The organism is Streptomyces zagrosensis (genome assembly GCF_014203645.1).
In the GTDB taxonomy this organism is placed as follows: Bacteria; Actinomycetota; Actinomycetes; order Streptomycetales; family Streptomycetaceae; genus Streptomyces; species Streptomyces zagrosensis.
Genome location: NZ_JACHJL010000045.1, coordinates 1 through 12,973, shown reverse-complemented (window position 1 = coordinate 12,973; position 12,973 = coordinate 1). Strand labels below are relative to the sequence as shown.

Genomic DNA, 12,973 nt, shown 5'->3' with positions numbered 1-12,973 from the left:
CCCGAAGTTCAGCCCATCGATACCTCCTTCACGTGGCTGTCCTCACTTACCTGGAGCGACTTCATGTCGCACACCGAGACCTTTAGTTGGCACATCTCGGTCTGAGCTGTGCAGGTCAGAGCGAGATGGAGAATTTTTGTTGGCACATTCCGAGCGGGATAGTTGGCACTTCAAGAGTATGCATGCTCACTGTGGGTGACTGCCGAAGGTGCTGATGTTGATGATCTGTCCAGCGCCCGAGTCGATGTCCCGGGCAAGTCGCTGCGCGTAGTTGGTGAGGAGTCGGCGAAGGTCCGCGTAGTGACGCAGTGGATCGGGGCGGGAGAACTGGAACCATGCGGTGTTCCGCCGCGCGGCCCACTCTTGCTGGATCTCGGTGGGCTGTGCGGCTTCGAGTGGGCGGGGAGCGAAGAGGTGCTCGCCTCGCGTGATGAGCGTCCAGATGAACACCGAGGCGTCCTGGCGCTAGCGGTCGTCGGTCCGGGTGCGGGTCTGGGTGCGGACGGACGGGAGTCCTTTGAACAGCGCTTCCCAGGAATCGATGTTGAGCACCCATTCGTGAAGTGCTTGTCGCCTGCGCTGGTAGTCAATTGCTGGTTGACGTCGTGCTTGCAGTTCTGAGGCAAGAGCGCGAAGGGCGTTGTCGACATCAAGGGGGTTGCATCGCGTCCATGCTGAGCGCCGGGTCTCCCGTCCAGTGAGTAGATGTGTCTGGACGGGAGCGATCCCGAGGAACTCTGCGGCGTCGTCGTAGGTTCCGCCCTTGGCCCACTGGACGAGTCGGACGGCCGCGGCCCTGCGCACGGACTTGACTTCCGAGCCCGCGCAGCGGGCAAGGTAGCGCTGATACCAGTCGGGTTCCAGGAACGCCGGGATGTGCTCGGGCTGGTAGCCGCTTCGGAGCGGTCTTCGTGTGCCTCTGCGGCCGCTGCTGACCTGGGGGAACGTCCGAGTGAGGGGCTCAGCGGCCTGGCGGAGTCGCTCGGAGCAGTCGCTCTTGTGTCTGTCGTAGAGAACGGCCCATGCGCCCCGAAGCGGTTGCGGCCCTGGACGCCACCACCCTGTTCTTGCGGATGGGCAAGATCTACTACGGCCTCATGTTCCGGGAACTATCGCTCCTCGCTGACCGGCGTGACCCGCAGGGCGGCTCCATCGTCTCGCCCGAATTCCTGACCACCTTCCGCATGCACCACCTGCTGCTGCAGGCGGCTCGCGGCGCCGTACGCTGGCAAACAGACCAGCATCCGGCCTCCGTGTTCGTTTTCCAGGCGCAGGAGCTCACCGACCCGCGCCACCGTTTCGACTATGTGGACATCATCAACTTCCCGTTCTTCGCCATCAGAGTCGGAGTGACCGCCGTCGTCACCGTGCTCCAGGACTGGGGCGCGCTCGCCCAGGCTGTGACCGTTCCAGCTTTCGAGGCGGCCCGACAACTCGTGCTCCACCCGCAGCAGTTCCGTGAGGTGGCTGCCCTGGCCGCCTACATGACTACCCTGTTCAACCGCGTCCCCAAGCATCTTCTGTATGCAGGTGAGAACCACGTCGATGTCATGACGCTGCCCCTCCAGGGCATGTCCACCAAGTTTGTCTTCGATCCCTTCGATGTGGGCGACTACGCACAGGTTCTGTCCTATGTCACGGGTCATCCCCTCGAGAAGCTGTATGACGGACGCAACATCGTCACCCTCCTGCGGGACGGGGACAACCAGCCGTGGGCCGTTCCATGGCCTGCCGACGAACGCCAGTACCCCGACATCCGGTTCATGCAGCGCTGACCTGCACAGCAATTCCCGCAGGCCGACAGGAGCAGCTCACGGCATGCGACCTGCACCCGAGCCCCAAGCCGCGGTCTGCATCGGGAGCGTCAACGTCGTGCCGGCGCAGGCAAGGGAACGGATCTCGCCGGCGGCGCGGAGGTCGTCTGCCCGGCGGCGGAGCGAGGAGGGCACGGTGGGGCCTTCGGCGCTGTCCGGCAGGCTGGAGCACCACATGATGCGGATCAAGAACGATCATGAAGGGCGAAGCGGGTGCGCCGCACCCTCTGCCGGCGCCACGGAGCATCCGGGATGTCTCCTGCACCCGGTCCAGTCCTCCACGGACCGGTACACCAACGCTGCAACTGCACGGCGCACCCCTCGTCTGCGATACGCACCGTCATTCCTGCCGACTGTGAGAATGAGGCTTCACCGGCATGCTCGTCATGCCTGCAGCGCAGCAGCAGGCACGGGAGTCGGGTGGAGCGGTCGGGCAGCTTGTCGGTGTGGCGTCGTGCGGCGAGGATGGCGGGGTGATCGAACGTGACCATGCGCCGAACGCCGGGACGGGACTGCTCGGAGCGAACTTCAGTCGTCGCAGCCGTCTGGAACCGACCGACGACCGGGCCGGGGCCGGACGGTGGATCGCCATTGACGAGTCCGGCTACCACGGCGATCAGCTGTACGGCGGCGACCGCTACATGATCCTGGGCTCGGTGGCCATTGATGACGCCGATGCTGCCGCCATCGTGGACACCCTGCGTGTTGAGGCGGGGATCCAGAAGTCCGCGGCAGAGCTGAAGTTCCAGAAGATGTTCGCCGGCCCGGCTGCGGGCCGGCGCCGTCACCTCCTGGGCGACCTGCTGGCACCCGATGGTCCGCTCCATGACCGCGCCTCGGTATACGTGATCGACAAGCACTACTTCGTCGCGGCCAAACTTGTCGACCTCCTGCTGGAGGAGCGGTTCAACGCCATGGGCATCGACATCGTCATGAACGGCGTCGCCCGGCAGTTCGCCCTGGACCTGGCCACCGAAGGCCCCCGGGCGATGGGCCGCGACGGCTTCGACCGACTCATCGCCACCGCCGTGGGCTTCTTCTCCAAGAAGAACCGTACGGGCGACCATGTCACCGTCGACGAGCTCTTCACCGTCATCCAGCAGTGCCACGCCTACGCCCGTCGCCGTGAAGCCCCGCAGGCGAAGAAGGCGGCACAGGTCCTGGAGATGTTGCGCACAACCCGCCCGGAAGCCGAAGCCTTCGCCCGTGAGCGGCCGTCCGAAGCCACACCGACCGGAGAGCACGGGCTGCTCGACGACTCCACCGATCCGCTCGTCACCGCCGTGCCGACGGTCATCCTCCACGCCTCGATCCGACACGGAGGCAAGCTCCAGGTCCTCGCGGACGACCAACGGCTTCTGACCGACGACAAACTCGACGTCCTGGAACGCGGGGCGACAGCCGTGGGTCTGGTGCAAGGCCTGATCGAGCAGAGCCACCTTCAGAACCTGGTCCGCGGCCGGTCGGTGGATCATGCCTCCCTCCAGCTTGCCGACTTGGTGGCAGGCGCCGGCCGAGCGGTTGCACGATGGCACGACGGCCAGGACGACGCTGCCGGGCAGGACCTTCACCTAGTAGTGGCGCCACTCGTGGACCCCAACGGCCTGCTCATGGATGAGAAGCCCGCCGATTTCGCGCGAGTCGACACCGCCCGCGCGAAGCGCCGCTGAACGCCGTGCGCTGCCGTAGCGTCACCTGCGGCTCGAGCACCGGATGGGACGCTGCCCGGCCGAGGTGTTGCCGTCGCTGCCCCTGCCGCCGCGCAGAGTGCTGATGCCCCGTGCCCGGACAGCAGTCGGCGAGCCCTTCCGCACGGCAAGAGGAATATGCGCGTGTCGCATGTGAGGGAGGTGGATCCTGGTGTAAGCAGGCGTGAAGCCCCACGGCCGTAGACGTCCGGCGGGGCAGGGATCGGGGTGGGGCTCGTGACAGAAAGCGCGTACGAGGAGCTGCAGACCGGCGGGTTGGGGCCGGCCACGTTCGAACTGCTGCGGAGGCTGGTTCACCAGGTGCGCCGTGGCACCGGTTTTCCGCCCCCGGAGGGGCACACGGTATGGAGCGATGACGCGGCTTACGACGTGATTAGCGCGATGTTGTCCCAGGAAGGCGCGGGACAACGGTTCGTGACCGTCTGCTTCACCCAGGCCGCCGACGAAGCCTCTTTGGAACGACTGTTTCTCACGTCGATCAAGAACTTCCTCATCGACGAGGCGAAGAAGACACCGCGAGGCAAGCTTCGGCGCCGTATCGCCCGGCGGATGGGCGAGGACGCGGCCTACCGCAAGCTCAAGGGTTCCCCGCCGCGCTGGGCACTGGCCGACCAAGCCGAAGGAGCCGTATGGCAGGGAGATCTCGACGATCTCATCGCCCAGGCCGCACAGGTGAAAGGCGTCGGCATCACCCGCTGGAACCACTCCGGCCCCACACCCCAGCAGACCGTGCGCGCCCTGATGGCCATCCTGCTGTCCGTGCTGCAGTACGCACAGGGAGCGGTACGGGAGGAAGACCTCGCCAAGGTTCTCGAGGCCCGGTTCGGGCTTCTGGCACCGGCCCGCATGACCCCTCTGTTCGCCGACGAAGGGACCGTCGCCGCCATCGTCGAGCAGCATGCAGCCACCACCGCACCGGACCCGACCGGGGTCGAAGGGGTTGCCGAGGACATCTGGCAGCGCCTCTCACCCAACGAGCGTCTGCTGCTTCCCTACCTCGACAAGGACGCCCACCACGCGGCGCAACTACTGGAGATTCGGCAAGGCCATGCGGCGCTTGTCCTGTCCAACCTCAAGACGATGCTCTTTGAGGCCCTCTCCGCTGACAGTGATCCCCAGGTGGTCATGGCTGCCCTGTTGCGGCGCTGCAGCGAGGCTGCGTCGTGAACAGCCCCAGTTACGTCGTCTGGACCCAGTGAGAAGAGAATGCACTGATGGACCACAGCCGAGGAGACGGGGGAGACGGCATGAGCTCTGTCCACACCACTGCCTACCAGAGGCTTCTAGCCGCCGCAGCGAACCTGAAAGTACCCGACGCCGTCCACCGAGTGGCCACCGCAGCACCCCAGGACCCGCGCCCCGGCCAAATCTGGCGCGCGATGTGGGAGGACACCATCCTGCTGCTGCTGATCACCGCGGCCGGTGACGACGACACCGCGCGCGTCGTGCCGGCCTCATTCGAGCGGTACGCCGACGCCGACACCCTGCTTCTGCCCGTCCAGGCGACTACCCTGGAGCAGCCGCTGGCCCTGTGGTGGGGCCTGGAGACCACCGTGCCGTGGTGTGTGCTGGACCGGCAGGTCAGCGAGCTGACAAGCCGCCCCGACAATCTCACCTCCCGTGCGCTCGCAGACACAGTGACCGGCGCCCAGTGGGGGAGCCGTACCGTCTTGTCCTCAGCGGCAGGCGAGTACCGCGCCGTTCTCACCGACCACTTCGAGGTCCTCGGCTCCGCATGGTGGGCCCCGCAAGGATCGGGAGGTCTCTCCGAGCTCCTTGGTGAGCATGGGATCACCGTCAAGCAGCTCGCGGCCGAATTGAAACTGCTACCCCCTCTGGCGCTGGACGTGTGGCGGGGCCAGCAGCCCCTCACTGCCGAACAGGCCGCAAGGCTCGCCGCACTCCTCGGCCAGCCCGCCGCCCGCTTCCTCGACGCCAACCCGGCCCTGCCACCCGCCGTCGTCCACGAACTCAACCGGCCTCTGCGGCGCAGCCAGGTCAAGAAGCTCTCCGCCCAGTACGACGAGACCGAACACGCCGCCCGTCTGCGCGCCGCCTATGGCGTCTACACGCTCGCGGCACGCGACGACAACCGCACCCAGCCGAACTGGACCGCACGCACCGACCGCTACTTCGAACTCCTCCTGGACCAATAGAGAAGAGGAGTACCCCCGAGTGGTCAACTACGTGCTCGCCGGCGCCGCCCGCACCCAGGCCGCCGCCATGATCACAGAACTCGAAACGGCCCGCCCCGGTGCCGTCGAACTCCTGGCGCAAGGCGCCCTCGCGGAACTGCGGACCTGGCCCGAGCTCACCGTCAAAGACGTCCCCGAGAACGAGGCGGCCCAAGGCTGCAGCGTCGCCGGCGCGTACGACTACGGCCCCCCACCCCGCCTGTCCGTCGCCACCTCCAACAGCCACGCACGGCGGGACTTCACCGCCCTGCACGAACTCGGTCACCACCTGCAGAAGAACAGCTTCGACCTCATGGAGCCCTTCAGCAAGGAAGCCGACCGCGGCGTCCTCCTCGAAGACGCCGCCTGCGACGCGTTCGCCGCCCAGATCCTGCTCCCTGCACATCTCGTCGACCAGCACCTGGACGCCAAAGGGCCCACCGCCTCAGCGATCACCCTCCTGTGGGAGACGAGCAAAGCCTCCCGCATGGCCGTCTGCGTGCGAGCAGCCCAGCATCTCCCCGCCCCCGGTCACGTTCTCCTCCTCGACCCTGTCGGACACCTCGCTTTCGCCGCCTCCCACGGCCTGCCGCCCCTGCGGCGCGGCAGCTTCCAAGGCGACATCCCCGTCATCGACCGCGCCCTGGCCGGCCCCGGCCGCGTACAAGGACGGACCCAGGTCCGCTACCGCGACGGCATCCTCGGACGCGAACTGCACACCGATACCGCCCCCATGGACGGCTACACCGTCGCCGCCCTCGTCACCGACTCCGCCCCCTGGCGCGCCTTCACCCCGCCCACCACCGACACCGGCCCCCGGTCGCGCGACTACATCTGCGCGAACTGCGACGAGAACTACCGCTCCTTCGAACCCGCCTGCTGGCGCTGCCGCGTCCCTCACTGCCCCGAATGCGGCCGCTGCGCCCGCCCGCCGCGCACCCCCGGCCGCTCCTGCCCCGGCTGCTTCCTCGAGCACCCGCCCGCGATGTTTGCCCCGGACAGCGACCGCTGCCTCGACTGCTCCTGACACCCCGCCGGCCCCGCCAGCCACACCCGTCTTCCTACCCGCGAGTTACGTCGTCTGTCCCAGGCGAAGCACCCCACCCAGGGTGCTCACGGAACCCGGGCGCCGGCCGCGGGGACCCGTAGGAACGTTGCCGGCAGGGACAGCAACATGGCTATCCAGATCACCGCAGTGCGCGTGACGGCCGGCGGAACCGCGCACGAGCACATCACCCACCTGTGGTGGACCGAGCAGGCGACTGGCAAGACCGGCGACAACACCCGGGCCGAGATCGTCCACTGGATCGAGAACAAGGCCGGCAAGGCCTACACGAGTGACGCAGTCGGCCGCAGCACGGAAGTGCTCGTGGTGACGCCCACCCGGGGCGAGAAGTACCTGCGGACCCACGCCGACGGCGTATGGACCAACAACCTTCTCGCCCTCCCCAGGCGCTGACCGCCACAACCCCCCGGGCACTCGGCGCGCCGCCCCCGTAGCGGCGCGCCGGGGTACCCCGCATCCACAGTCCGAACACGCGCTCCCCACTTCAGGAGGACCCCATGTCCCAGGACACTCACGGGCCTAAGCCCGTCACGATCATCGTCAACGCCCGCCCCCACATCTGGGAGGCGAAGGAGATCACGTATGAGCAGGTCGTCGACCTCGCTTACCCCGGCCAGCCGCCGAACGACCAGGACACCTACACCGTCCGCTACAGCCGCGGACACGACGGCCACGGAACAGGCAGCCTCACCGCCGGCCACAGCGTCCGAGTGAAGGAGGGAATGGTCTTCGATGTCTACCGCACTTCTCGCTCGTGACCCCGACCTGTCCCGCCTCATCGACGACGGCTACGCCATCACCGTCCACGCCGGCCACATCATCGTCCGGATCCCGTACGTCACCGAGAACCGCACTGTCGAGCACGGCTTCCTCGCCCACCCGATCACCGTCAGCGGAGACCGCCTCGTCTCCGGCACCGACCACCGCATCTGGTTCGGCGGCTCCACCCCCTGCACCGAGCACGGCCACCCCCTGCCCCTGGCCACCCCCGAGAGCCGAGTAATCGCCGAGGGCATGCAGGCGAACTTCATGCTCTCCAGCAAGCCCCCGGACGGCTACCCCGACCAGTACACGAAGATCACCGCGTACGCGCGGATCATCGCCGATCACGCCCACGCCCTCGACCTCTCAGCCACGCCCACCCCAGGCGCCGCGTGGCAGGAGATCGACGACGACAGCCCCTTCGCCTATCGCGACACCGCCACCTCCCGCGCCGGCATCACCGCTATCAACCGCCGCTTCCGGGGCCACCGGATCGTGATCGTCGGCCTCGGCGGCAGCGGCAGCTACATCCTCGACCAGGTCGCCAAGACCGAGGTCGACTCGATCCTCGTCATCGACGGCGACACTTTCGACAACCACAACGCCTTCCGCGCACCCGGCGCCCCCACCCTCGACACCCTGCGCACCCGCCCACCCAAGGCGACCCACTTCGCCTCGATCTACGCCAACATGCACCAGGGCGTGACCGCCTGCGCGCAGTACCTCGACGAGGACAACCTCGACCTCCTCACCGGGGCGACGTTCGTGTTTCTCGCCTCCGACGACGCCGCCAGCAAGCCGGTCATCATCGACTGGCTCGAAGCCCACGACGTGCCGTTCATCGACGTCGGCATGGGCATCGAAGAGATCGACGGCCGTCTCAGCGGACTGCTCCGCATCACCACCAGCCTCCCCGGCCGCCGAGACACGCCCCGCGGGCGCATCCCCCGGCCGGCACCCGAACGCGACGCCTACGCAAGCAACATCCAGACCGCGGACCTCAACGCGCTCAACGCCGTCCTGGCCGTCATCCGATGGAAACGCTCCCTCGGCATCTACGCCGACGCCACCGACGAGGCCCATACCACGTACTCACTGATCACCAACGAGATCGCCAACGAGGACCTCCCGTGACCCCGCAAGACACCCTGCGCCCGGTCTTCACCGAGACCTTCCCCCAGGCCATGGACGCAGGAGTGCTTTACATCTCGATCCCGTACCGCACCTGCGGCCACCTGTGCTGCTGCGGATGCGGGTACGAAGTCGTCACACCCCTCTCCCCGGCCCAGTGGTCCCTCACCTACGACGGCGAGAACGCCTCCCTCACCCCATCGATCGGCAACTGGTCCCTCCCGTGCCAGTCGCACTACTGGATCCGTGACGGCCGCGTCCGCTGGGCTCGCCGCTACTCGCCAGCGGAAATCGACCAGAACCGGAACCGGGACGGTCGCCTGCTGGCCGTCCACGACACCAGAGATCCCCAGCCGAAACGACGGGGAGGGATCCGCCGCCGTCTCCGGTTCTGGCACCGTCCGTAGACTGACGTGCGAGCCCCCACCGCAATGCCAGACAAGCAGACCCCTACAACGCACTTAGCCTTGATCCACCTCGGTGGATCAAGGCTTAGCTCCGGGCCGGGAGCCAAGGCAGGCCCGCACGCGGGTGCGGCGCCCAGGAGAACAGGTAGCCAGAGATTCCACTTAGGGCCGTACGCGGAGTCGCAGAGCCGTGTCGGCCTCCCGCGCGGTGGCCGCCGGCCCGGCGGCTGACGCGACGACGCTCTCGCCCATGTGACGAACACCACATCACCTTTTGTGCGTCCGAAGCGGCTGTTGGGCGTGGTGCGGGGCGGCCCGATGTGGAACCGTGCACCCCTCCTCATCAGGGCTTCGGCTGCTTTTCCCTGTCCGTGACTGTGGCGGAGCCCTGCCGGAGTGCCCTCCGTTGGGCGACGAGCGGCTGGCACGAATCGCCAGGGAAGGCTCCTCCCGCGCTGAGCTCCTGCCGGGTGGGCAGCCGACACTCCGGCACCTGCTCACGGCCCCAGGCGCCAGGAGAGCACCGAGCAGAGTCCCTCCGAATGCCCTCGCCACGGGGCCTTGGGCTGTACCTCGCCCAGTGGGACACTCCACCACGGAACAGGTCAGCCGCACCTGGGATCAATCTCGTTGGGAATTCCGACGCCCAACTCTGCGCGTTCTTGTCTCGCCGTGCCGGCCCGCGCAACCGCGCATTCCTGTGTGGTGTTTCGAGGGCACGGCCATCGGCTTCGGGGGCGTCCCCGTTCGTTTCGGAGACGCGGCCGTCGACTTCGGGGGCGTCCCCGTTCGCTTCGGAAGCACGCTGCCGGGCTTCGAGGCCAGCCAGTCTCGCGGGGCAGGTCTCGGTCTCGCGGACGCAGGTCTCGGTCTCTCCTAGGTCTCGCGGGAGGTCTCGGCGTTCAGCGACACGGGGCCTGTGTGCAACGGCTGCTGTCGCGACACGACGGCGACGTCCGTGTCGACGGCGACGTCTTGTCCGCGGACATCCGCGCGGACGGATCCGGATGTCCGCCCGGATACCCCGGATGTCCGACGGGTTGTCCGCCCTCCGCTGTGACGCGGGCCCGCCGTCACGGCGGGCCGAGGACGGACCGCAACGCGGACCGGGGACGGACCGGGGACGGAACCGGGCTGGGGACCGGGCTGGGGACCGAGACGATCCCCAGCGGACCGGGACGGACCGGAGTGGGGAACCGGGCTGGGGAACAGGTGGGGACCGTCGCCGCTCGGTCCCCAGCGCCTGAGCGCGTTCACGCTCGGTGAGCGTGAACGCCGCGAATCAGTGAGCGTGAACCGGTGAGGTGAGCGTGAACCGAGCTCACCGCACCGGTTCACGCTCACCCAAGAACCGGTAATCAGGAAGCGGTAATCCGTACCGGTACGGGTGCTCGTACGGCGCCCTCACCGTGCTCGTACGGCGCCTGTACGAGCACCGCGGCGTACGACCGGTACGGCCGTACCGTACGGCGCACGTACAGCCGTACCGGATGCAGTTGCGCGTGAACTGCGAAGTGGTTCCCGCCCAGGCGGGAACTGGGTTCTCCGCAGTTCGTCCAGCCCTTCGCCGGGGCCGTACGTACGCCGTACAGGCGCCGTACGTACGCCTCGGCAATGCACCCGTACGTGTGCTGTACGTGCACTGTCCGCGTGCGGTAGTACGGCGGCGATGCCGCCCGTACGGTGACTGGAACTACCGGTTCTTGGGTGGGCGTGAACCGGTGCGGTGAGCTCGGTTCACGGTCCCAGTTCATGGCGCTCACGCTCACTGGTTCGCGGCGTTCACGCTCACCGAGCGTGGTCCCGCTCGGTGAGCGTGGGACCGGGTGGGGATGGTCCCCACTCCGTCCCCACTCTGGTCCCCACTCCGTCCCCAGCGTGGTCCCCCAATCCGTGCCCGGTCCCCAGCCCGGTTCCCCACTCCGGTCCGTCCCGGTCCGCTGGGGATCGTCTCGGTCCCCAGCCCGGTCCCCAGCCCGGTTCCGTCCCCGGTCCGTCCCCGGTCCGCGTTGCGGTCCGTCCTCGGCCCGCCGTGACGGCGGGCCCGCGTCACAGCGGAGGGCGGACAACCCGTCGGACATCCGGGGTATCCGGGCGGACATCCGGATCCGTCCGCGCGGATGTCCGCGGACAAGACGTCGCCGTCGACACGGACGTCGCCGTCGTGTCGCGACAGCAGCCGTTGCACACAGGCCCCGTGTCGCTGAACGCCGATCTTGTCGCGAAGAAGACGAGACCTGTGTCGTTGAACGCCGAGACCTCCCGCGAGACCTAGGAGAGACCGAGACCTGCGTCCGCGAGACCGAGACCTGCCCCGCGAGACTGGCTGGCCTCGAAGCCCGGCAGCGTGCTTCCGAAGCGAACGGGGACGCCCCCGAAGTCGACGGCCGCGTCTCCGAAGCGAACGGGGACGCCCCCGAAGCCGATGGCCGTGCCCTCGAAACACCACACAGGATAAGGAAATGAAGTCATACGGCAGGGGTGAATCGAAAGAATGAAATGCCAGCATTCGCGAGAATTGGAGGGCCCCGAGATTCGACAGTTTCTCGATTCGGGAATCGGGATCCGGAATTCATTGGGTTCCGCAAATAGGGAAAGGGATGTATGCTGGCGGATGATCGCGAGTTCCGGGAAGCCGGACAGATCACTCGGTCCACAAATGAGTCGGGCCCCACGCCTCTGTTGCACGAGATCGTGGGGCCCCCGGTTCCGGACCTGGGATGGGCTCGGCCGTGGCATCGGCCGGGCCCATCGTTGCTGCTAGTTCAGCTGCCAGAGCTTGTACACCCAGTACGCGGCCTGGCTGGCACGCGCGATCAGGATGCATATCTGGACGGCTGACTGCCGCTTGGTCCGGTCCGGCTTGGTTCCCTCGTCGGGATTCCTGCCGGACACCGAATCACCTCCTCCCGGTAGACCAGCTGAAATCCACCGGAATTTTTTGGAGGGGTGTCTCGACAGTAGCAGAATCAGGCTTACTGGAAAGCGGCTCCCTGAATGCGGCACCCATGCGACGCGGCTAATGGTGAGAGCTGTCCGGTGGCGCCGAGGCGTGGGTAATAGCTGGCTCGCGCTCCGGGCGAGTCTCGGCGTGGTTCCGGTTACGGTCTCGGCGCCGAGCCAGTGATCTTGGTTAGATTCCGAGCGAGGAGGGCCGGGCGGGCCGGGCGCTCCAATCGGCCACGGCGTTGGTCATGGGGTGCTGTCGATCCCGACCGTACGGCGCTCGGTGTTGAACACGTGCCAGATGCGGTCGCCGGTGGTCATCTCGATCTGCTGGCGGACATGCCGCTCGCCCCGGTGGGCGCTGCAAGCTAGATCGCCCTTGAGTCGGTTGTGGCGCTCGGGGTGCGCGTGGCCGGGGTTGGTGCGGTCCGCATCACGAGCCGGGAAGATCCGCTCGCGCGTGTCTGCGCGGGACCGGCGGCATGAGCTATCTCGACTCTGCCCCGTTCGCCGCCCAGAACGTCGCAGTGATCCCGTTCAGGCCGCTGGTCACTAGCATCTGGTCCTCCGGTCGCCAGCTCAGTGACGTGTGGGCCCTGGTCTCACTCGGTCGCAGACCATCTTCAGACCCTGTCGCTCGGCGCCGTGCCGACGCCGCGGACACCGATCAACGCGCAACTTGAAGACACTGCCGGCCTCCGTGGGCGGCAGGAAGTGGAGCCTTGGTGGCCCGGGGTGGACCCGGAGTCTCCGGCTCTGCGTATCGGTGGCACCACCGTGTACGACTTCCTTGCGCAAGGCTCTCCGGCTACACAACTGCTCTGGCTACACAGCGCTACGGGGCCAAGGTGTGCCAACTTGCGCTCTCCATGTGCCAACTAAAGGTCTCGGTGTGCGACATGAAGTCGCTCCAGGTAAGTGAGGACAGCCACGTGAAGGAGGTATCGATGGGCTGAACTTCGGG

Annotated in this window: 12 protein-coding genes; 9 read left to right on the top strand and 3 right to left on the bottom strand. The window is 67.4% G+C overall.

All coding sequences use genetic code 11. The annotated features are described in order from the left end of the window. Positions 1-186: 186 nt before the first annotated feature. The gene (locus FHS42_RS35805; RefSeq protein WP_184580506.1) at positions 187-450 is read right to left on the bottom strand and encodes a hypothetical protein; all 264 of its coding nucleotides are present in this window, start codon (positions 448-450) and stop codon (positions 187-189) included. Positions 451-1,022: 572 nt separating this feature from the next. Between FHS42_RS35805 and FHS42_RS35800 the strand changes: the two genes are divergently transcribed. The 9 genes from FHS42_RS35800 to FHS42_RS35760 all read left to right on the top strand — a co-directional run bounded on the left by FHS42_RS35800 (position 1,023) and on the right by FHS42_RS35760 (position 9,063). Next, entirely contained in the window at positions 1,023-1,775 is a 753-nt protein-coding gene (locus FHS42_RS35800; RefSeq protein ID WP_184580505.1) for a hypothetical protein, read from the top strand. Positions 1,776-2,191: 416 nt separating this feature from the next. After that, positions 2,192-3,484, top strand: coding sequence for a DUF3800 domain-containing protein (locus FHS42_RS35795; protein ID WP_184580503.1), 1,293 nt, complete (start codon positions 2,192-2,194; stop codon positions 3,482-3,484). A gap of 255 nt (positions 3,485-3,739) precedes the next feature. Continuing rightward, on the top strand, positions 3,740-4,690 hold the full coding sequence (locus tag FHS42_RS35790) for a hypothetical protein (protein WP_312867179.1): 951 nt from the start codon (positions 3,740-3,742) through the stop codon (positions 4,688-4,690). An 80-nt stretch (positions 4,691-4,770) separates the two neighbouring features. After that, entirely contained in the window at positions 4,771-5,679 is a 909-nt protein-coding gene (locus tag FHS42_RS35785; protein ID WP_246495881.1) for a helix-turn-helix domain-containing protein, read from the top strand. A 19-nt stretch (positions 5,680-5,698) separates the two neighbouring features. Then, on the top strand, positions 5,699-6,724 hold the full coding sequence (locus FHS42_RS35780) for an ImmA/IrrE family metallo-endopeptidase (RefSeq protein ID WP_184580497.1): 1,026 nt from the start codon (positions 5,699-5,701) through the stop codon (positions 6,722-6,724). A 147-nt stretch (positions 6,725-6,871) separates the two neighbouring features. After that, positions 6,872-7,156 (top strand): DUF3892 domain-containing protein, encoded by a 285-nt coding sequence (locus FHS42_RS35775; protein WP_184580495.1) that lies wholly within the window; start codon positions 6,872-6,874, stop codon positions 7,154-7,156. Between the two features lie 104 nt (positions 7,157-7,260). After that, the gene (locus FHS42_RS35770) at positions 7,261-7,521 is read left to right on the top strand and encodes a multiubiquitin domain-containing protein (protein ID WP_184580493.1); all 261 of its coding nucleotides are present in this window, start codon (positions 7,261-7,263) and stop codon (positions 7,519-7,521) included. Continuing rightward, the gene (locus FHS42_RS35765) at positions 7,496-8,659 is read left to right on the top strand and encodes a ThiF family adenylyltransferase (protein WP_184580491.1); all 1,164 of its coding nucleotides are present in this window, start codon (positions 7,496-7,498) and stop codon (positions 8,657-8,659) included. The genes FHS42_RS35770 and FHS42_RS35765 overlap by 26 nt, the downstream gene beginning before the upstream one ends. Then, positions 8,656-9,063: a ubiquitination-like system serine protease family protein gene (locus tag FHS42_RS35760; protein WP_184580489.1), complete on the top strand. Its 408-nt coding sequence runs from the start codon at positions 8,656-8,658 to the stop codon at positions 9,061-9,063. The genes FHS42_RS35765 and FHS42_RS35760 overlap by 4 nt, the downstream gene beginning before the upstream one ends. Positions 9,064-10,421: 1,358 nt before the next feature. Here FHS42_RS35760 and FHS42_RS35755 read toward each other — a convergent pair. Continuing rightward, a complete protein-coding gene (locus FHS42_RS35755; RefSeq protein ID WP_184580487.1) occupies positions 10,422-10,817 on the bottom strand; it encodes a hypothetical protein in 396 nt (131 codons plus the stop codon). 1,006 nt (positions 10,818-11,823) lie between these two features. Beyond that, positions 11,824-11,958, bottom strand: a complete 135-nt coding sequence (locus FHS42_RS38420; RefSeq protein WP_281392946.1) for a hypothetical protein — start codon at positions 11,956-11,958, stop codon at positions 11,824-11,826. Between the last annotated feature and the right edge of the window lie 1,015 nt (positions 11,959-12,973).

Excerpts from the sequence above, each read along its gene's own strand:
- FHS42_RS35800 (WP_184580505.1), top strand. The coding sequence starts at position 1,023 with ATGCGCCCCGAAGCGGTTGCGGCCCTGGACGCCACCACCCTGTTCTTG.
- FHS42_RS35795 (WP_184580503.1), top strand. The coding sequence starts at position 2,192 with ATGCTCGTCATGCCTGCAGCGCAGCAGCAGGCACGGGAGTCGGGTGGA.
- FHS42_RS35785 (WP_246495881.1), top strand. The coding sequence starts at position 4,771 with ATGAGCTCTGTCCACACCACTGCCTACCAGAGGCTTCTAGCCGCCGCA.
- FHS42_RS35775 (WP_184580495.1), top strand. The coding sequence starts at position 6,872 with ATGGCTATCCAGATCACCGCAGTGCGCGTGACGGCCGGCGGAACCGCG.
- FHS42_RS35770 (WP_184580493.1), top strand. The coding sequence starts at position 7,261 with ATGTCCCAGGACACTCACGGGCCTAAGCCCGTCACGATCATCGTCAAC.
- FHS42_RS35765 (WP_184580491.1), top strand. The coding sequence starts at position 7,496 with ATGTCTACCGCACTTCTCGCTCGTGACCCCGACCTGTCCCGCCTCATC.
- FHS42_RS35755 (WP_184580487.1), bottom strand. The coding sequence starts at position 10,817 with ATGAACTGGGACCGTGAACCGAGCTCACCGCACCGGTTCACGCCCACC.